This is a genomic window from Cupriavidus sp. Agwp_2, from assembly GCF_040784895.1.
GTDB lineage: Bacteria > Pseudomonadota > Gammaproteobacteria > Burkholderiales > Burkholderiaceae > Cupriavidus.
In genome coordinates this window covers 2,731,134-2,751,306 of record NZ_CP088084.1, presented here as the reverse complement: position 1 = coordinate 2,751,306, position 20,173 = coordinate 2,731,134, and the positions used below count along the sequence as shown (strand labels likewise).

At 71.5% G+C, this 20,173-nt stretch carries 9 protein-coding genes; 4 read left to right on the top strand and 5 right to left on the bottom strand.

What is annotated here, in order from left to right; genetic code table 11:
- The 3 genes from LPA45_RS30135 to LPA45_RS30125 all read right to left on the bottom strand — a co-directional run bounded on the left by LPA45_RS30135 (position 1) and on the right by LPA45_RS30125 (position 13,589).
- Positions 1 to 3,108, bottom strand: a complete 3,108-nt coding sequence (locus tag LPA45_RS30135) for an amino acid adenylation domain-containing protein (RefSeq protein ID WP_317925053.1) — start codon at positions 3,106 to 3,108, stop codon at positions 1 to 3.
- Positions 3,101 to 12,379 (bottom strand): amino acid adenylation domain-containing protein, encoded by a 9,279-nt coding sequence (locus tag LPA45_RS30130; protein WP_367395077.1) that lies wholly within the window; start codon positions 12,377 to 12,379, stop codon positions 3,101 to 3,103. Before LPA45_RS30130 ends, LPA45_RS30135 begins: the two co-directional genes overlap by 8 nt.
- A 127-nt stretch (positions 12,380 to 12,506) precedes the next feature.
- A complete protein-coding gene (locus tag LPA45_RS30125) occupies positions 12,507 to 13,589 on the bottom strand; it encodes a TauD/TfdA family dioxygenase (RefSeq protein WP_199414659.1) in 1,083 nt (360 codons plus the stop codon).
- A gap of 263 nt (positions 13,590 to 13,852) precedes the next feature.
- On the opposite strand from LPA45_RS30125, the gene LPA45_RS30120 reads away from it, so the two are divergent.
- Genes LPA45_RS30120 through LPA45_RS30105 form a run of 4 tightly spaced genes read left to right on the top strand, consistent with a single transcriptional unit; the run spans position 13,853 to position 17,111 of the window.
- On the top strand, positions 13,853 to 14,059 hold the full coding sequence (locus LPA45_RS30120) for an MbtH family NRPS accessory protein (protein ID WP_116321790.1): 207 nt from the start codon (positions 13,853 to 13,855) through the stop codon (positions 14,057 to 14,059).
- Entirely contained in the window at positions 14,056 to 14,898 is an 843-nt protein-coding gene (locus LPA45_RS30115) for a thioesterase II family protein (RefSeq protein WP_158577700.1), read from the top strand. Before LPA45_RS30120 ends, LPA45_RS30115 begins: the two co-directional genes overlap by 4 nt.
- Positions 14,885 to 15,676, top strand: coding sequence for a 4'-phosphopantetheinyl transferase superfamily protein (locus LPA45_RS30110; RefSeq protein ID WP_367395076.1), 792 nt, complete (start codon positions 14,885 to 14,887; stop codon positions 15,674 to 15,676). The genes LPA45_RS30115 and LPA45_RS30110 overlap by 14 nt, the downstream gene beginning before the upstream one ends.
- A gap of 10 nt (positions 15,677 to 15,686) precedes the next feature.
- A complete protein-coding gene (locus tag LPA45_RS30105; RefSeq protein ID WP_116321787.1) occupies positions 15,687 to 17,111 on the top strand; it encodes a diaminobutyrate--2-oxoglutarate transaminase in 1,425 nt (474 codons plus the stop codon).
- 167 nt (positions 17,112 to 17,278) lie between these two features.
- On the opposite strand, the gene aliA is transcribed toward LPA45_RS30105, so the two are convergent.
- Positions 17,279 to 18,919, bottom strand: coding sequence for a cyclohexanecarboxylate-CoA ligase (gene aliA, locus LPA45_RS30100; RefSeq protein ID WP_367395075.1), 1,641 nt, complete (start codon positions 18,917 to 18,919; stop codon positions 17,279 to 17,281).
- A gap of 79 nt (positions 18,920 to 18,998) precedes the next feature.
- A complete protein-coding gene (aliB, locus tag LPA45_RS30095) occupies positions 18,999 to 20,150 on the bottom strand; it encodes a cyclohexanecarboxyl-CoA dehydrogenase (protein WP_367395074.1) in 1,152 nt (383 codons plus the stop codon).
- Between the last annotated feature and the right edge of the window lie 23 nt (positions 20,151 to 20,173).

Sequence of the window (20,173 nt, the reverse complement as noted above, 5' to 3'; positions counted from 1 at the left end):
TTACACCGGCACCGCAGCCGGCACCGCGACCGGCGCTTGCGGCACGGCGGCCAGGGCCGTGTGCGCCAGCGCGTCGAGGTCACTGTCCGCGGCTTCCTGCCTGACGGCAGCGGCCAGCGCATGCGCGGTCGGATGGTCGAACACCACGCCCGGCGCGATCTCCACCTGCAGCCGGCGGCGCAGCCGCGCCACCAGCTTGATCACCAGCAGCGAATGGCCGCCGAGGGCAAAGAAGTCGGCGTGGGCGTCGACCTGGCTCTGTTCGAGCAGCTCGGCCATCAGCGCGCACACCAGGGCTTCCACCGCATCGGCCGCGGGCGCTGCGGCCGGGGCTGGCGCCCTGTCGGCAGGAACCAGTTCGCGCAGCGCGACGCGGTCGGTCTTGCCGTTGGGCAGGCGCGGCAGTGCAGGCAGCGGGACGAAGCGCGCCGGCACCATCGCGTCGGGCAGCATCGCGGCGAGCGTGTGGCGCAGCGCGGCGGCGTCGATGGTGCAGCCTGCCGCAGGCACGAGGAAGGCACACAGTACGGCCTCGCCACCGGGCCCCGCCACCGCGCTCACGGCGGCCTGCGCAACCGCTGGCTGGGCCAGCAGCGCGGCTTCGACTTCGGCGGGCTCGACGCGGATGCCGCGGATCTTGACCTGCTGGTCGGCACGGCCGAGCAGTTGCAGGCCGGCAGGCGTGGCGCGCGCGAGATCGCCGGTGCGGTACAGGCGCTCGCCGGCAACGAAGGGATCGTCGACAAAGGCCGCGGCATCCAGGTCCGCACGGCCAAGGTAGCCGTGCGCGAGCTGCGGGCCGCCGACGTAGAGCTGCCCGGCCACGCCGGCCGGCACCGGCCGCAACGCGTCGTCCAGCACGCGCACGCGGGTCGCACCCAGCGCCCGGCTCAGCGGTGCCATGCCGGCGGGCCACGCCGGCACATCCGCGCCCAGTGCATGGACCATGACGCCGACGGTGGTTTCGGTCGGGCCGTAGTGGTTAAAGATGCGGCACGCCGGCGCATGGCTGCGCAACGTGTCGACCAGACTGGCCGGCAACGGCTCGCCGCCCAGGATGACGGTTGACGGCACCGCGGGGCACTCCGTTTCCAGCAGCGCCGCCAGGTGCGACGGCACGATCTTGATGGCATCGACCGCGCGGCCGCGCAGGTAGCGCGCAAAGGCCGCGGGATGGGCCATATCGTCATCGCTGGCCACGACCAGGCAGCCGCCCTGCCACAGCGCGGCGAACAGCGTGGTGTTGCCAAGGTCGGCGGCCACGGACGAGGTCAGTCCGAAGCGCTGGCACGACGACAGCGACAGCGCGTCGCAAGCCGCCGCGGTGTAATGGCTGATCTGCGCGTGGCCGATCACCACGCCCTTGGGTTCGCCGGTGGAGCCGGAGGTGAACAGCACGTAGGCGGCGGCATCGGGCGAGACGGTCACTGCATCCTCTGCCGCGGCCACCGTCGCCAGCAATGCATCGGCACTGACGAGAGCGTCGTCGTCCGGCGAAGCCTGTTGCGCGATCGTCAGCACCGGCGCGGCCTGCGCCAGCACGCTGCGGCGCCGCGCCTGCGGCCAGGCCGGGTCGAGCGGCACATAGGCGCCGCCCGCGGCCCATACCGCCAGCAGGCTGGCAACCAGTGCACCGCTGCGCGGCAATGCCAGCGCCACGCGCGTGCCGGGGCCCACGCCAAGCGCGCGCAGCCGTTGCGCGGCGGCGTGCACGGTACGCTGCAGCCCCGCGTAGTCGAGCACCAGGTCGGCGGCATCCAGCGCAGGCGCCGTCGGTGTGCGGTGCGCGTGCATCGCGATGCGATCCAGCAGCGAATGGCCCGCGTTTGCCGGCTTCTCGCTGGTCCAGCACTGCGGCACGCGCAAGGTATCGTCGGCGGGCCACCACAGCGACGGCAGCGACGCGTCCAGTGCGGCCGGCAACGTGCCGATCAGCGCTGCGAGGTGCGACAGCAGCCACGGCGCTACGCGCGGATGGAGCGCGCCAGCGTGCGCGTGCAGGGCCAGCGCGGCCATGCCCTGCCCGTCGTCCAGAGCCTCGCATACCAGGTCGAAACCGGGCCAGGCCGGGCTGGCCAGCGCAATCCCGTCGGCCGGTAGCGGCGCCACCGTAAACCCGATACGGGGACCTGCGTCGCCGGGCAGCCACGCTTCCTGCCACGCGGCGTGGCCGTCCAGCGTCGGCAGCCACGCCTGCCAGTGGCTGCGCAGGCTGGTTTCGTCTTCCCATTGCACGCGAAGCGGCAGCGCCTTGACGAATACGCCGGCGGCGCCGGCCATCACTTCGTAGTCGCGGCGGCAGTCGTGCAGCCACGTGGCACTGAATGCCGGCTGCGCGCACAGGCGCGCCAGCAGGGTCCACCACGCGGCCTGCAGCACGCGCTCGGGCGTGGCGCCGAGCTCGCGCGCGGCAACGGCCAGCGCATGGCGATGGGCCGCGTGTAACGTGTGGCGCCAGCTGTCGGCTGGCGTGGCGGTGGCGGGGGCGGTGGCGGAAACCGCAGCGAGCGCGTCGGGCATGCGCAGCGGCGTGGGCAGGCCGGCCGCCTGCGCCTGCCAGTAATCGCGGCCGGCGTTGCCGGTGCCGTCCTCACCCAGGCGCGCGCCCTGCTGCCAGTCGGCGTACTGGGCGTATTGCAGCGGGAGTTCGGCATCGTCCGCGGCCGGGGCCTCCAACGCGGCGCGCACGGTTTCTGCGAGACGCAGCACGCTGTTGCGATCGGCTGCCAACGGGCTTACCAGCAGCCACAGCGTGGCGCCGCCGGTGGCCAGCGGGCACAGGCGGGCGCGCAATACATCGCCCTCCGCCGGATTTAGCGCAGGCAGCACCAGCGCATCGCCTTCAGCGACGATGACCGTGGCCGCGCCGCCGTTGCCGCTCTGCGGCACGCATGCCACCAGTTGGCTGCCATCGCCGACGTAGGCCATGCACAGCACGTCGTGGCGCCCGCGCAGCACGGCCAGCGCGGCGTCTACCGCGGCAGGCTCGGGCTGGCACCGCAACGCGATGCGCGCCACATGCGCATGCGGCACCGGCGCGCTGCGCCATTGCAGCCAGGCGGCCTGTTGCTCGGGGGTCGGGGTCCAGGCGTCGTGCATCTCAGGCATCGGCGTTCTCCTGCGGGGGCACGGCCAAGGGCTGGCCTTCCAGCTGAGCACGGTCGAACATATCGCCCATCGCCACCACGATCTTGCGCGGCCCCTCATAGGGATCGCGTGCGTGCGCGGCCAGCATGTTGTCGAGCATCACTACGTCGCCGCGCTGCCAGTCGAAGCGCACGGCGCAGGCTTCATACAGCTCGCCGATCAGCGCCATGGCCTCGTCGGGAATCGGCGTGCCGTCGCCGAACATCACGTGGCGCGGCATGCGCTCCAGGCCGACCATTTCGAGCAGGTCTTCGCGGACGTCGGCCCCCAGGCACGAGACGTGGTGCAGCTGCACCTGGTTGAAGAAGCTGCGCTCGCCGGTGACCGGGTGGCCGACGATGGCCGGGCACACGGTGCGGGTCTGCAGCACGTCGCCGTCCAGCCAGCGGCAGTCGATGCCGGCGGCACGGCAGCGCGCCTCGACCTCGGCGCGGTCGTCGGTCTTGTAGAAGTCGCGCCAGTCCACGTCCAGCCGCGGCGTGAAGGTGCGCACGTACATCAGCTGCTTGCGGGCAAACTCTTCGGCCAGCGCGGGCGGCAGGCGGCGCAGCAGCTCGCGGCAGTCGACGATCGGGGTGGCGCCGCCCACGGCGGAGGGTAGTTCGCAGAAGAACCACTGCTTGCGCGGCCAGCGCTCCAGGTGCGCGCTTTCGTTGTGGTACAGGATCATCTGGCGCTCGGGGTACGGCGTGGAGCGATACGTGTTGCGCCCGCCCTCCTTCTTGGGCAGGTCGCCGTAGCTGCCGTACAGGCCGGGGTGCATGGCTTCGGCGAAGGCTTCGAAGGCCTGCGGGTTGGGCAGGTCGAAGCCACGGAAGACAATGCCGGCGTGCCGGTGCAGCGTCGCGGCGACCAGCTCGCGCGAGCGCGCAGCCCACGCCACCGGGTCCAGGCCCGGCACCGCCGGCTCGATCACGATGGGGAAGACTTCGCCGGCGCGCAGCGGGCGCAGCCGCACCTGGCTGGCCGGGTCGGCAGCGGCAGCCGGCGGCACGGCGGCGGCGGCCGGGGCGGAAGCGGCGCCAGCGGCCGGGCGCGGCCGGGCCAGCGATTTCAGCTGGTCGAGCTTGGCCGCCATGCGTTGGCTGGTTTCCATGGTTCGGGACTCCTCGGGTTTCGGTTGGAACGGGCGCGCGGCGCCCGGGACGGGTGCGGTGGCGCGGTCGGCGGGCTGGTCCGGGGCACGCAGCAGCGCCTCCAGCGTAGCCAGCCATTCGGCGGCGAAACGCGCCACGGTGGCGGATTCGAACAGCGCGCTGGCAAAGACCCAGTCGCCGCGCAGCGGCGCCGCTTCCTGTTCACTCTCAGGCTCCAGGAACAGCGCCATGTCGAACTTGGACGTGCGCTCGATGGGCGGCAGCATCGCGGCCTGCACGCCGGGCATGTCAAGCTGCCCCGCCGGGGTGTTCTGCAGCACGAACAGCGCCTGCACCAGCGGATTGCGGCTACGGTCGCGCGGCACGCCCGCCGCCTCGACGATGCGGTCGAACGGCAGGCCGTCATGCTCGAAGGCCGCCAGCACGTCGCGCCGGCAAGCGGCCAGCACCTCGCGGAAGCTGGCGCCGGCAATGCGGCGCGAGCGCAGCGGCAGCACGTTGACGAAGAAGCCAATCAGCGGCTCGAGTGCGGCGTCGGGGCGGCCGGCGACGTCGGTGCCGAGCACCAGGTCGTCCATGCCGGTGGCGCGGTGCAGCCAGCACTGGAAGCTGGCCAGCAGCACGATAAAGGGCGTGACCTGCCCGGCGCGCGCCAGCGCATGCACCTGCGCCATGCGCTCGCCGTCGATCCGCAGCGCCACGGCGTCGCCTTCCATGCGCGCGACAGGTGGGCGGGCGCGGTCAGCCGGCAACGCCAGCGCCGCCGGTGCACCGGCAAGCGCGCCGCGCCAATAGGCGGTGAGCCGCTCCAGTGCGGCACCGCGCAACCAGTCGCGTTGCCACGCGGCATAGTCGGCGTATTGCAATGTCAGCGGCGGCAGCGGCGCGACCTGCTCCGGCGCCAGCGCGCGGCGGTAGCCGTGGGTGATCTCGTTGACCAGCAGGCCGACCGACCAGCCGTCCGACACCAGGTGGTGCATGGCAACCAGCAGCACATGTTCCTGCGGCGCGCAGCGCAGCAGCGTGGTGCGCCACAGCGGCGCGTGGCCGAGGTCGAACGGGCGCGAGGCGTGCTCGTGCATGGCCTCCCGCAGCGCCGCTTCGCGCGCTTCAGGTGCCAGCGCCTGCAGGTCGATCACCGGCAGGCCGATGTCGGCGGCGGCATCGATGTGCGCGTAGGGCTCGCCGTCGTCGTCGGGATAGGCAGTACGCAGGATCTCATGACGCGCCGCCACCGCCGCCAGCGCCTGGCGCAGCGCGGCGAGTTCCAGCGGCCCGCGCAGGCGCAGCGCGCCGGCCATGTTGTAGGCGGCTCCGGTGTTGCCCTGCAGTCGTTCGACCAGCCACAGCCGCTGCTGCGCCAGCGATACTGGCATGCGCGCGGTACGCGGCACCGGGACCAGCGCGGGCATCGCCACGACAGGTGCCGCGTAATCCAGCCGGGCAGCGAAGTCGCGCAGCACCGGCGCCTCGAAGACATCGCGCAGCGTGGCCTGTGCATGGCCAGCTCCACGCAGCCTTGCCACCACGCGCGTGGCGATCAGCGAATGGCCGCCGAGGCGGAAGAAATGACTGTCGCGGCCGACGCGAACGCCCGGCAACAGGGTTTCCCAGATGCCGGCCACGGCCTGCTCGGTTGGCGTGTCGGGCGGTGCCCCCTCCTCCGCCACGACCTGCGGCGCCGGCAGCGCCTTGCGGTCGATCTTGCCGTTGGCATTGAGCGGCCACGACGGCATGCACACCCATGCGGCAGGCACCATGTACGCAGGCAGCCGCGCGGCGACGCTGGCGGAGAGTTCGGCTTCCAGTGAGTCAGGCGCGTGCTGCGCGTGGCCGGCTTGCGGCTGCCAGTACGCGGTCAGCCATTCGGTGCCGGCGGCGCGGTGCACTGTCACCAGCGCCTGGCGCACTGCGGGATGCGCGGCCAGCACGGCTTCGATCTCGCCCAGCTCGATGCGGTAGCCGCGCAGCTTGACCTGGAAGTCCTTGCGGCCGATGTATTCGAGCACCCCGTCTTCGCGCCAGCGGCCGAGGTCGCCGGTCAGGTAGCGGCGGCTGCCCGGCGCGCCGGTCGGGTCCGGCACGAAGGCTGCCGCGGTGCGGCGCGGGTCTGCCAGGTAGCCCCGGCCGACGCCGGCGCCGGCCACCGCGATCTCGCCCACCACGCCGGGCGCGGCCAGATTGCCGTCGGCATCGAGCACCTGCAGCACGGCATTGGCGGTCGGGCGGCCGATCGGCACGGTGTCCGCCGCTTGCGCCAGCGCGTCGGCGTGCAGGGGGTGGAACGCCACGTCGTCCGAGCATTCCGCCGGCCCGTAGGCGTTCATCAGCGGCACGCGCGGATAGCGGTCCAGCCAGGCGTGCGCGGTGGCGGGCGGCAGCGCCTCGCCGGTGGGCAATACCCAGCGCAGCGCCGGCAGCGGCGCGTCGTGGCCTTCGGCGTCCTGGCAGTCGAGCATGGCCTGCAGCAGCGACGGCACCGGCTCGAAGAGCGTCACGCCGCGCCGCGCCAGCAGCGCGGTGAGCATGGCGGGATCGCGCACCACGTCGTCGCCAACGATCTCCACGCGCGCGCCGAAGACCGGCGCGGCGAGTGCCTGCCAGACCGAGATGTCAAAGCAAGGCGGCGCGGTCTGGGCGATCACGTCGCCCTCGCCCAGCCCCAGCGGCACCACCTTGGCCAGCATGTTGTTGAGCATGCCGGTGCGCGTGACCATCGCGCCCTTCGGCACGCCGGTCGAGCCGGAGGTGAACAGCACGTAGGCGAGCTGTGCGGGATGCGTGGGCGCGTCTGCCGCAGGCGCCCCCCCGGCTTCCAATGCAGCCAGCGTCGTAGCACCGGCAATGCCGGCAGCGTGCAAAGCCGCCACGCCCGCCGCATCGGCCAGGACCTGCGCGGGCCGCGCCTGCGCCAGCACCTGCTGCCAGCGCGCCGCGGGATGGCTGACGTCGAGCGGCACCCATGCCGCGCCGGCGCGCAGGATGCCAGCCAGCGCTACCAGCCAGTCCAGCCCGCGCGGCAGCAGCACCGCAACCAGATCGTCCGGGCGCACGCCGGCGGCGCGCAGGCCTCCGGCGACGTGGCCGGCGCGCTCCCACCAGTCAGCATAGGTCAGCGCTTCGGCGCCGCAGTGCGCCAGCACCCGCCGCGGATGCGTGGCCACCTGGCGCGCGACCCGCTGCACGTAGTCGTCCTGCAAGGCTGCGGGCGCCACGCTGGAGTCGTCGCTCGCGCTCCATGCCTGCAGCCTGGCGCGCGTGGGGCCATCGAGCATGTCTACGGCGCCCACGTGGGCCGCGCCGGCGGCCAGCGACGCCAGCACGGCGGCGTAGGCGTCCATCCATTGCGCCAGCCGGTGCGGCTGCACACGCGAGGCATCGCAGGTGAAGCGAATGGTGAAGCGGCTGTCGGGCATGACCTCCAGCGTCAGGCCGTAGTGGGTCTGCTCGATGTTGTCGTGCTGGCGCAGGCGCAGGCCGGCCACCTCGCGCGCGCGGTCGCCAAGGTCGGGGAGGTTCTGGAACACCATCAGCGTGTCGAACAGGGCGCCGCCGATGCCGGACTGGGCCTGGATCTCGGCGAGTGCGGCGTGCTCGAACTCGCGCATCGCGACGGCCGCGTGCTGGGTTGCCTGCAGGTAGTCCGCCACCGCCTGCGCGCCTTGCGGACGCAGCCGCAGCGGCAGCGTATTGATGAACACGCCCAGCATGCGCTCGGCGCCTTCCAGTCCCGTGGGGCGGCCCGCCGAGGTCACGCCGAAGACGATATCGTCGCCGCCGGCATGGCGCGCCAGCACGATGCCCCACGCCGCCTGCATTACGGTGTTGAGCGTGACGCGGTGCGCCGCCGCCAGCGCGCGCAGGCTCGCGTCGAGGCCGGCCGGCAGGACCAGGTCGCGGCACAGCGGCGCGGACTGGCCGTGCGCGCTGGCCGGCGCAATGCCCGGCAGCACGGTCGGGCCGGCCAGGCCGGCAAATGCCTCGCGCCAGAAGGCTTGCCGCGCGCAAGCGGGCTGTGCCGCGAGCCAGGCAATGTAGTCGCGATACGGGCGGCGCGGCGTCGGGGCATGCGCCGGGTCGGCATAGCGGGCCAGCGCCTCGTCGAGCAGTTGCACCGAGCCCCAGCCATCGACGATCAGGTGGTGCCGGCTCCAGACCAGCCACCAGCCCGCGTCGCGGGTGCGCAGCAGCGCCAGCCGCATCAGCGGCAGCCCGGCGGGGTCGAACCCACGCGTGCGATCGGCGCGGCACCAGTCCGCCAGTTGAACCGCTTGCGCGTCAGCATTGGCACCGCGCCAGTCTTCCACCGTCACCGGCAGCGTGGCACGCGCATGCACGCATTGCAGCGCGCGGTCGCCGCCCGCTTCGCCCGCCGCGGCAAAGGTGGTGCGCAGGATCGGGTGCTCGTCCAGCAGCGCCTGCCAGGCGGCGGCCATGCGTTCGGTGTCGAGCGGGCCGTCGACCTGCAGCACCAGCTGGTTGACGTAGGCACCGTTGCCGCCGTCGCGCAGGTGGTGGAAGAGCAGGCCTTCCTGCAGCGGCGACAGCGGATAAGCATCTTCGACATTGCCCGGTTCGCCACGCAGACGCTCCAGCGCCTGCGCGTCGCAGCCGCTCAGTGCAAAAGGCTGCGGAGCGACCGGCGTGACCGGCGTAGCGTTTGCGCTGGCTGGCGTTGCGCGCGCGGCGAGATGAACCGACAGGCGTGCCAGCGTCGGGTGCGCGAACAGGTCCTTCGGCGCAAGCACCAGTTGCTGCGCGCGCGCCTTGGCGACTATCTGCAGCGCCAGGATGGAATCGCCGCCGAGCGCAAAGAAGTCCGCTTCGCGGTCGATCTGATCGCGTTGCAGGATCTCGCGCCACAGTCCCGCCAGCACCTGTTCGATGGCGCCCACCCGCGTGTCGGCCGGCACCACGTTCAAACGCAGCACGGCAGCCAGTGCCGCAGGGGTGGGATGCGCGAACAGCAGCCTGGGCGTCAGCGGCAGGCCTGCCTTGCGCGCCTGCGCGACCAGTTGCAGCCCGAGGATGGAGTCGCCGCCGAGGGCGAAGAAGTTGTCGTCGGCGCCCACGCTTTCACGTCCGAGCACGCCGGCCCACAGGCTCGCCAGCGTGGACTCGGTCTCGTCGCGCGGAGCCGCCTGCGACGGTGCGGTGGCCTCGCCGGGCACCGGCGGCAACGCCTTGCGGTCGACCTTGCCGTTGCGCAGCCGCGCAAAGGCCTCGCACGGCACGAACACTGCAGGGAGCATCGGCGCCGGCAACGCAGCAGCCATGGCGGTGCGCAGCGTATCGAGATCCAGGCCGTCTTCCGGCACCAGGTAAGCGACCAGCCGCAGCCCTTCACCTGCCGGCGACGGCTGCGCCAGCACCACGGCATCGCGCACCCCCGCCGCCTGTCGCAGCCAGGCTTCGACCTCGCCGGGCTCCACGCGGAAGCCGCGGATCTTGACCTGCGCATCGGCACGGCCGAGGAAGACGATCGCGCCGGCATCGTCCATGCGTACGCGGTCGCCGGTGCGGTACAGGCGCCCACCCGGATGGAACGGATCCGGCACGAAACGCTCGGCGGTCAGCGCGGGGCGGCGCAAATAGCCGCTGGCGACGCCCGCGCCGCCAATATAGAGCTCGCCCACGGCGCCGCGCGGCACGCGGTTCAGGTGGCGATCCAGCACGTAGGCCCCGACGCCAGGGAGCGGCTGGCCGACGGGAATTGCACCCGTGGCCACGGCGCCAGGCACCGCATGCGTCAGGCATCCGACCGTGGCTTCCGTCGGGCCGTAGTGGTTGACCACGCGGCATGCCGGGCGCAGCGCCTGCACGCGCGCCGCCAGCGCCGCGTCGAGCGCCTCGCCGCCGAACACCAGGCACTGGCGCGGCAGCAGCCGCGCCGGATCGGCCACGGCCAGCAGCGCGCGCAGGTGCGACGGGACGATCTTCAGGCAATCGATTGGCCGTGCTGCCAGGGCGTCGGCAAGCGCTTCAGGGTCTTCGCCCAGTGCGTCGTCCAGCACGCGCAGCGTATGCCCGCCGAGCAGTGCGCCGAACCACGCGGTGTGACCGAGGTCGGCCGTTACCGAGGACAACGAGGCTAGCGACGATCCTGCCGGCAGCGCCAGCGCATGCAGCACACCGGCGGCGTAATGCGCGAGGTTGCCCTGCGTGACCACCACGGCCTTGGGCGTGCCGGTCGAGCCGGAGGTGTAGATCAGGTAGGCGGGCTGTGCCGGCGCGGCGGTGGGCCAGGTAATGGCGGTAGTTGCCTCAATAGGGGCGGCATGCCAGGCAGCGCCCGGCACGGCTTGCGCCAGCCACTGCGGCCGCTCGCCCTCGCCCACCACGGCTGCGAGCCCCGCATCGGCCGCCAGTTGCGCCAGCCGCGCGGCGGGCATGCCGGCGTCCAGGCACAGAAAGGCGGCACCGGCCTTCCATGCGCCAAGCATGGCGGCAGCCATGCGCGCGCCGCGCGGCAGCAGCAGGCCGACCACGCCGCCGGGCCGGACACCACCGTCGCAGAGGCTTGCGGCAAGCGCGCTAGCGGCGCGATCGAGCGCGGCATAGCTGCATTGCGCGTCGGCGGCATCGACGGCGAGCCGCTCCGGATGCGCGCGTACCCCGGCCTCGAAGGCCGCCAGTGCAGTGGCATGCCGTCCGATGCCGTCCGCACGCATATCGGACAGCAACGCCGACCCGTACAGCGGCAGGTCGCCGACACGGGCGTCGGCGTTGTCGAGCACCGCATCCACCGCGGCGCGCAGCGTGGCGACCAGGCGCTGCACGCCCTGCGCCTCGAAGCGATCGGCGTCATAGCGCCACTGGCCGCGCAGGCGTTCGCCTTCGTCCTGCCAGCGCAGGTTCATGTCGTTGGCCGCGCCGCGCTGCGTGGCGAGGTATTCGCGCATCAGGTAGCGGCCCAGCACGTTGCGCGGCCCCACCGGCACAAAGGTGGTCATATGCCGGAACAGCGGCCCCTCCCCGCCCATGCGCGCCAGCGGATACTGCTGATGGCGCAATGCGCCGCGCATCTGCCGGGCGCAGTCGCGCACCACCGCGGCAAAGGCCGGATTGGCGGAGAAGTTTGCGCGCAGCGGCACCGTGTTCAGCGTAAAGCCGATCAGGTCGGCGGACTGCGCGCCGGAGCGGCCTGCCGTCGGCGTGCCGACCAGGAAGTCGTCTTCGCCGCTGGCGCGATGCAGCACGGTCTTGAACAGTGCCAGCATCACCACGAAGACACTGGCCTCCAGCCGCGTTGCCAGTTCGCGCAGTCCGTTGGTCTGCTGCGGCGTGAGATGGAATTCGATTTCAGCGCCGCGGTGGCGCGGTTCGGCATACAGGGTGCCGGGCAATGCCGGCGCGGCGGGCGCGTCTTCGAGCACGCCTTCCCAGTGCGCACGCAGCGAGGCGCCGCGCGGTCCGGCCAGCAGCTGGCGCTGGCGCACCAGCCAGTCGCGGTAGCGGCCCACCTGCGAGGCCATCGGCGGCCGGTTGGCGCACAACGCTTCGTAGGTGGCGAAGATCTGGTCGCAGACCAGTTCGAAACCGAGATAGTCGCCGGCGATATGGTGCATGCCGGCACACATCCACATGCGGTCGTTGCCGTCGGCCTGGCGCGATACCAGGAAGCGGAATCGGCAAACCTGTCCGGCGTCAGGATCGAACGGCTCGTCAGCCTCGCGCTCGAACCAGGCTTGCAGACCGGCTTCATCGAGGTCGTCGGCGCGCGTCAGCGAGATCTCCGCGGCAAAACCCGCGGGGCGCGCCATCACGATTTCGCCGTCTTCTTCGATAAAGCCGCTGTGCAGCGCCTCATGGCAGTCCACCACGTGCCGCACCGCCTGCTTGAGCAGCCCGAAGCGCAGGCCAGCTGGCACCTCGATCGCGAACACCATGTTATAGGCCGCGCTGTGCGGATGGCGGCGATGGAATGCCAGCAGCGCGAGCTGGCCGGGGCCGGCGGGATAGCGGTCGAAGTAGCCGGGATGCGCGGCCAGCCAGGCATCGGCCTCGGCGGCGCGGGTGGCCAGCAGCCGGGCCGCGGCGTCCTGCGCTGCGGTGCCGGCCGCGCTGTCGCCGGCCACGCGCCAGCGCCCGTCCCGCAGGCGCAGGCGCACGCCTTCGGCGCGCAGGGTTCGCATCAGGGCGCCAGTTTCGGCCGGCAAGGAAGCTTCGGAAGACGACATGGCGAAAACGTTAGAGATGACAGGTCCCCGCGGGGCAGGCGCAACCTGCCCCGCAAGGGAGAGATCAGGACGGAAACGGGGCTTAGCCGAGTCCGGGCGGCGCGGGTTCGGCCATGGCGACGATCACGCGGCGCGGGCCGGTGAAGGTGCCGCGCCCGTGGGCGGCGAGCATGTTGTCGAGCATCAGCACGTCGCCCTGCTGCCAGGGGAAGCGCACCGTGCATTGGTCCAGCGTGGCGCGGATCGATGCGAGCGCATCGTCTTCCACCGGCGCGCCGTCGCCATAGACGACATTGCGCGGCAGTTCGTCGACGCTGCCGACCACGGCCAGCAAAGCCTCGCGCACGTGTGGCGCAAGGTTCGACACATGAAACAGGTGGGCCTGGTTGAACCACACCATCTCGCCAGTCACCGGATGGCGGGCAACCGCCTGGCACAGCTGGCGGGTGCGCAGTTCGCCATCGGGCTTCCATTCGAAATCGATCCGCTGCGCGCGGCAGAAGCGCTCCACCTGAGCGCGGTCCTCGGTGTTGAAGGCGCGCTGCCAGCTCAGGTCGAGGCCGTTGCCGTAGTTGCGCACGTACATCAGCCGGCGTTGCGCAAAGCGCTCGCGGATGACGGGATCGAGACGCTGGTAGACCAGGCGGCTGTCGGCGATTGGCGTCTCGCCGCCGGTTTCGCTCGGCTGCACGCAGTGGAACCAGATCTTCATCGGCCACTGCAGCGTGTACGACTGCTCGTTATGCAGCGGGATTACCTGGTGCGCCGGGTATTCGGTCGAGGTATAGACGCCCTCCTTGACCTGCGAGCGCGGCGTGGAACCGAACTCGTAGCTCAGCAGCGGATGGCCGAAGGCGCTGGCGAAGGCGCGGAACGCGGCGTCGTCATCGAAATGGAAGCCGCGGAACAGCACGCCGCCAACGCGTGGCAGCTGTTCGGCGGCAATCGCCGCCATGGCGTTGAACTGGCTGCGCCAGTCGGACTCGCCCTCCGGCGTGACCAGCAGCGGCAGCGCGCCATGCGCGGACAGCGGGGCGGTGCGCAGCCCGGTTGCCCTGGCGGTGGCGGCGGCGGTGGCTGAAGCGGCTGTGGTTGCGGCGGTAGCCGCGCCGGCCGCGGCGCGATGGTCCGCCCGGAGGTCGGCGATGGTACTGGTCGTGTCCATATCCCTGTTGCCTCTACGGGTGCGTTCGCGTGGCCGGTAGCGGCCTGAGAGTCAATGCAGGCCAACGGGGGCAGCCAAGCGAACAATGTCTGCACATTGAAAGTGTGAAGCGAGTGTAGCGGAATTATTTACGAATGGAAATACAAATCATTATCATTTACGATGCTGCCTTACGAATTACCTCGATTGTTCGCAACGCCGTCGCGGCGGCCCGCGCCGCCTGCAACGCGATGGCGTTCCACACCACCTGAAGGAGCATTGCCATGAGCTGGGACCATCCCGACACGCGTTTCCATGTCGTCCGCAATGAAGAAGGCCAGTACTCGATCTGGCCCGACTACAAGCCCGTCCCGGCAGGATGGGAAAGCACCGGCTTCCAGGGCAGCCGCGACGAATGCCTGGCCCATATCGACACGGTCTGGACCGACATGCGCCCGCTCAGCCTGCAGCGCGCGCTGGCCGGCGCATGAGCGCGCCGCAGCCGGCGCGCGAGCGCTGGTATGCCGTCATGCCGGGCCGCGCCGGCGGTGTCGAAAACGCCGACAACGCTGACGGTGCCGCCGACAGGCGCGTGCGCCTGTACTGCCTGCCGTACGCGGGTGGCGGTCATACCGCGTACCACGGCTGGCGCGACGCGCTGCCCGCCCAGGTAGAACTGGCGCCGGTATGCCTGCCCGGGCGCGGCATGCGCACGGCCGAGGCGCATGCCGCGTCGATCGGCGAACTGGCCACGGCGCTGGCCGCGTCGATCGCGCGCGCGGCGCGCAGCGAGGCGCCGCGCTTTGCGCTGTTCGGGCACAGCATGGGCGCCCTGCTCGGCTTCGAAACCGCGCGCGTGCTCGAGGCCGTGCACGGCCTTTCCCCCACGGCGCTGGTCGTGTCCGGGCGCGGCGCGCCGGCGCTGCCGTCGGCGCGGCCGCCGTTCAGTACGCTGCCTGACGGAGCGTTTGCCGACGTCATCGCGGCGATGGGCGGCATGCCGGCGGAGATCCGCGAAACCCCGGAAGCGCTGGCATTTTTCCTGCCGGTGCTGCGTGCCGACATTGCGCTGTGCGAGCGCTGGCGCTACCGCGCCGGCCCGCGCCTGGGCTGTCCGATCACCGTGCTGGGCGGCCAGGACGATGTCCACGCCCCGCCGCCCACGCTGGCGGCCTGGCGCGACGAGACCCTGCACGACTGCCGCCAGCAAGTGTTCGCGGGCGGGCATTTCTTCCTGCACGAAGCTGCGCCGGCGGTGCTGGACGCCATTGCGCAGGCCGTGCTTGGCACCTCGGCGCTCAGCGGAGAACCCGGCCATGCGCTTGCCTGACCTCGCCACGCCATCGCACGGCGACATCCACGTCTGGCACGTGGCGGCCGACGCGCCGGTGGATCCGGCGGTGCTGTCGGCCGTGCTGTCGGCCGACGAGCACGCCCGCGCGGCCGCGTTTCGCCAGGCCGCCGACCGCAACCGCTTCGCCGCGGCGCGCACGGCCTTGCGCACGTTGCTGGGCGGCTGCCTGGGCCTGCCGCCCGCCGACGTGCCGCTGGCCGCCAACGCCTTCGGCAAACCCGTGCTCGCCACGGGCTCGCAGGAACCGCCCTTGCACTTCAACGTCAGCCACAGCGGCGCGCGCGCGGTGATTGCGCTGTCTCGCGTGCCGGTCGGCATCGACATCGAAGCCTGGCGCGCCGGCATGGCCTGGGCGGACTGGCGCGACAGCGCCGCCGTGGCCTGCGCGCCCGATGAAATGCACTGGCTCGCCGGGCTGGCGCAGCGGCAGCCGGAGCACGCCATGCTGGGCTTCCTGCGGCTATGGACCGCCAAGGAAGCGTGCAGCAAGGCGGTCGGCACCGGCCTGTCGGCACCGCCGCACGCGGTACGCGTGGCGCTGCCCGGCAGCGCCGAATGCGTGCCGCCGCTAGCACGCACCGGCGCCGGCGTCTGGTATCTGCACGATGCCGGCGGCGGTCGGCGCTATGTGGCCTGCCTGGCCACGCCGCTGGCGGCCGTGCGCATCGTGCAACGGCAATACCCTTCGCGCACCGCCAGCCAGCCCTCAATCCAGTCCTTGCAGTCAACGCCCCTGTACAACGCCCTCCGCTAGGAATGACACCATGACGCCTCCCTCGCTCGCCACGCTCGCCCACGGCCAACCCGCGCCGTTCTCGGCAGGCGCCTTTGCCCGGCAAGCGCCGATCCGGCTCGACGACAACGCCTACCTGCAGCGCCAGTGCGCCCGCGAATCCAACGCGCGCTCCTATCCGCGCCGCATCCCGCTGGCGCTGGAGCAGGGCTATGGCGTGTACCTGCGCGACACCAGCGGCCAGCTCTTTATCGACTGCCTGGCCGGTGCCGGCACGCTCGCGCTCGGCCACAACCACCCGGCGGTGGTGCGCGCGCTGCGCGACACGCTCGACAGCGGGCTGCCGCTGCATACGCTGGACCTGGCCACGCCGGTCAAGGACCGCTTTATCGACGACCTGTTCGGCCTGCTGCCCGCGGAGTTCGCCGCGCGCGCCCGCATCCAGTTCTGCGGCCCGACCGGGGCCGACGGCATCGAAGCCGCGCTCAAGCTGGCCAAGACCGCCACCGGGCGGCACACCGTGCTGAGCTTTGCGGGCGGCTACCACGGGATGACGCATGGCACGCTGGCGCTGATGGGCAACCTGGGGCCCAAGGCGCCGCTGGGCGCGCTCGGCGCCAGCGTGCAGTTCCTGCCGTACCCGTATGACTACCGCTGCCCGTTCGGCCTGCGCGGCGACGCCGGCATCGATGCCGGGCTGCGCTATATCGAGCAGATGCTGTCCGATCCCGAGTCCGGCGTGCTGCCTCCGGCGGCGGTTGTGGTGGAAGCGGTGCAAGGCGAAGGCGGCGTGATTCCCGCGCCGGCACGCTGGCTGCGCGAGCTGCGCCGCATCACGCGCGAACGCGGCATCGCGCTGGTGCTGGACGAAGTGCAGACCGGGCTGGGCCGCACCGGCCGCACGTTCGCGTTCGAGCATGCCGGCATCGTGCCGGACGTGCTGGTGTTGTCCAAGGCGATTGGCGGCGGGCTGCCGATGTCGGTGGTGATCTACGACAGCGCGCTTGACGCGTGGCAGCCGGGCGCGCATGCCGGCACCTTCCGCGGCAACCAGCTGGCGATGGCGGCGGGGTCGGCCACGATCCGCACCATCGCCACGCAGGGCCTGGTCGCGCATGCCGAGAGTATGGGCCAGCGGCTGGCTACGCAGTTGCGGCAGCTGCAGTCGGACTTCGCTGCAATGGGCGAGGTGCGCGGGCGCGGGCTGATGCTTGGCGTGGAACTGGTGGATGAACGTGCCGAGCCTGACGTGGGGGGCGCCTACCCTGCCGATGGCGACTTTGCCCGCACGGTCCAGCGCGAATGCCTGCAGCGCGGGCTGATCGTGGAGCTGGGCGGGCGCCATGGGGCGACGGTGCGGTTCCTGCCGCCGCTGGTCATTGACGAGGCTGAGGTGGACCTGGTGGGTGAGTTGTTTGGTGAGGCGCTTGGGGCGGCCAGCAGGCAGTTGCGCTGACATCGTCAAGGCTGGGGTGTTGTCTGCCCTTTTCTATTTATGGGAGAGGGAACAGCATGAGCATCACCGCAACGTGAAGCGTTGTCGTGCTTGCCGAGCGCCGGCCCTCTCCCCCGCCCCTCTCCCGCATGCGGGAGAGGGGAGCAAACCAGCGGTCAGCGCATGGACTACAGCGCATCCCGCAACAGATCGCGCAGCCTGAACTTCTGGATCTTCCCTGCCGGCGTCGCCGGCAAGGCGTCGCGCACGACCAGCTTTTCCGGGATGTACTGCAGCGCCATCTTCTGGCCCTTGAGCCAGTCCACCATCGCCGCGTGGTCGAAGTCATGCCCGGCGCGCGGCACCACGAACGCACACGCACGCTCGCCCAGGCGTTCGTCCGGATAGGCGACGATAGCCACCTGCGCCACGGCGGGATGACGGTACAGCAGGGTCTCGACCTCCAGCACGGGGATGTTCTCGCCGCCGCGGATGATCACGTCCTTGCTGCGGCCGGCGATGCGCAGGTAGCCGTCGGCATCGAGCCGGGCCAGGTCGCCGGTGTCGAACCAGCCGCCGGCATCGGTGCCGTTCAATTGCGGGCGCTTCAGGTAGCCGCCGAAATTGGAGCAGGCGCGCACCAGCAGCCGGCCGGTCTCGCCGGTCGGCACGTCCGCGTCGGTGCCGTCGACCACCCGGATCGCCACGCCCGGCAGCGGGCGGCCGTCGGTGGTGGACGCGCGTTCGTCGCTGTCTTCCGGCAGCGTCGTGGTGACCGCGCCGTTCTCCGTCATGCCCCATGCCGACACGATCTTCGCGCCGAGCGCGTGGTGCGCCTGCTCGACCAGCGCGCCAGGGATCGGCGCGCCCGCGCACAGGAAGATGCGCAGGCTCGGCACCGGCGCGCCGGACTCGGCCACCACGCGCGCGAGATCGGTCAGGAACGGCGTGGAACCCATGGTGAAGGTCACGCCCTCGTCGCGGATCAGCGCGGCGGCGCGGGCCGGGTCCCAGATGTCCTGCAGCACCGCATGCGCGCGCAGCACCACCGGCATCATCAGGCCGTACATGAAGCCGGTCTGGTGCGCCATCGGCGAGGCCATCAGCACCACGTCGTCGCCGGTGAGATGGAGCCGGTCCGCATAGGCGACGATGTTGGAAAACAGCGTGTTCGCGGTATGCATCACGCCCTTGGGCTCGCCGGTGGTGCCGGAGGTGTAGATCAGCTGCGTGACGTCGTCCGGCCCAGGGCGGCTGCGCAGCAGGATGGTGGCGGCATCGGGTGCATCTTCCCAGGACGGGCCGCTGAGCAGCGCCTCGAAGCTGTCGTCGCCATCGCCATCCGCCACGACGATATGGCGCAGTGCCGGCAACGCTTCACGCAGACCCCGCAGCATCTGCGCATGATCGAAGCCGCGGAACATCTTCGGCACCACCACCACCTTGCTTTGCGCATGCGCCAGCATGAACGACAGCTCGCGCTCGCGGAAGATCGGCATCACCGGGTTGAGCACGGCACCCAGCCGCGCACAGGCCAGGTACAGCACGCTCAGGTGCCAGCCATTGGGCAGCTGGCATGAGACCACGTCGCCCGCGACGATGCCGAGGCGGGAGAGGCCCACCGCCACGCGGTCGGCCATGCGCGCCAGTTCCTGCCAGGTGAAGCGCGTCACGCACTGGCGGTCGATGCCGAGCGCGGTCAGCGCGGGCGCGTCGGGCCGGTCCCGCACGCAGGCGGCAAGATAGTCGTTGATGGTACGGTCCTGCCAGTGCCCGGCGGCAATGCTGGCGGCACGGCGCGGCGCAATCAGTACGGCGTCGAAATCCATGGCGGTCTCCTCGTTGTTGTGTGCGGCCAGCCGTGCGGCCAGTCGTGCGGCCAGTCGTGCAATGGGCGCGCGCGCCGCGTCAGGCCGGTACCGCTTCGCGCCCTGCCCGCGTGCGCGCGATGATGGTCTTCATGATCTGCGCGGTGCCGTCGCCGATCTGGAAGCCGAGCACGTCGCGCAGGCGCTGTTCCATCACGCCCCGGTCATAGCCCCCGTGGCCGAAGGACAGCAGGCACTGGTGCACCACGTCGTAGGCCAGCTTGGGTGCCCACCACTTGCACATCGCCGCCTCGGCGGTGTGCGGCAGCCCGCGGTCCTTGAGCCACAGCGTCTGCAGGCACAGCAGGCGCGCGCCGTGCACCTGGGTCTCGAAGTCGGCCAGCGGGTGCGACACGCCCTGGAACGCCGACAGCGGCTTGCCGAAGGCCTGGCGCTCGGCCACGTAGGCCCAGGTCTCGTCCAGCGCCACCTGCGCCACGGCCAGCACCTGCAGGCCGATCAGTGCGCGCGAAAAATCGAAGCCCTGCATCACCTGCACGAAGCCCTCGCCTTCCTTGCCGAGCAGGTGGCTCGCCGGCACGCGCACGTTCTCGAAGAAGATCGAGCCGCGCCCGATGGCGCGCTGGCCATGGCAGTCGAAGCGGTTGCGGGTAATGCCCGGCAGGTCCATCGGCACCAGCAGCGCCGACACGCCGCGCGCGCCCGCCTCGACCGGGCCGCTGCGCGCGAATACCACCGCGGCATCGGCCTGGTCGGCGGCGGAGATCGAGGTCTTCTCGCCGTTGAGCACATAGTGGTCGCCATCGCGCTCCATGCGCAGGCGCAGGCTGGCCGCGTCGGAGCCGCCGCGCGGCTCGGTCAGCGCGATCGCCAGCAGCGCTTCGCCGCGCGTCAGGCGTTGCAGCCACGGGCCAGCAATCTCCGGCTGCGCATGGTGCGCGAGGATCTGCCCGTTCAGCGACGCCAGCAGGTTGATGTACGACAGGCTCAGGTCGGCGCGCGCCACCGCTTCGTGGATCACGCCGGCGGCGAGCGAGCCCATGCCCTGGCCGCCATACTGTTCCGGCAGCTCGGGCGCGATAAAGCCCATCTCGCCCATTTCGCGCATCAACGCGCGGTCGAGCACACGGGTGCGGTCGCGCTCCAGGTAGCCGGGCGCGACGCGCGCGTCGGCAAAGCGGCGGGCATGTTCGGCCAGCGCCGAAAGGTCTTCGTCAAGGTAGGGATTCATGGCTGTCTCCGCGCGGTCCGGTC

Coding starts and splice junctions, on each gene's coding strand:
- LPA45_RS30110 (WP_367395076.1), top strand. CDS start 14,885: ATGCGCTTGCCTGACCTCGCCACGCCATCGCACGGCGACATCCACGTC.
- LPA45_RS30135 (WP_317925053.1), bottom strand. CDS start 3,108: ATGCCTGAGATGCACGACGCCTGGACCCCGACCCCCGAGCAACAGGCC.
- aliA (WP_367395075.1), bottom strand. CDS start 18,919: ATGGATTTCGACGCCGTACTGATTGCGCCGCGCCGTGCCGCCAGCATT.
- LPA45_RS30130 (WP_367395077.1), bottom strand. CDS start 12,379: ATGCGAACCCTGCGCGCCGAAGGCGTGCGCCTGCGCCTGCGGGACGGG.
- aliB (WP_367395074.1), bottom strand. CDS start 20,150: ATGAATCCCTACCTTGACGAAGACCTTTCGGCGCTGGCCGAACATGCC.
- LPA45_RS30120 (WP_116321790.1), top strand. CDS start 13,853: ATGAGCTGGGACCATCCCGACACGCGTTTCCATGTCGTCCGCAATGAA.
- LPA45_RS30125 (WP_199414659.1), bottom strand. CDS start 13,589: ATGGACACGACCAGTACCATCGCCGACCTCCGGGCGGACCATCGCGCC.
- LPA45_RS30105 (WP_116321787.1), top strand. CDS start 15,687: ATGACGCCTCCCTCGCTCGCCACGCTCGCCCACGGCCAACCCGCGCCG.
- LPA45_RS30115 (WP_158577700.1), top strand. CDS start 14,056: ATGAGCGCGCCGCAGCCGGCGCGCGAGCGCTGGTATGCCGTCATGCCG.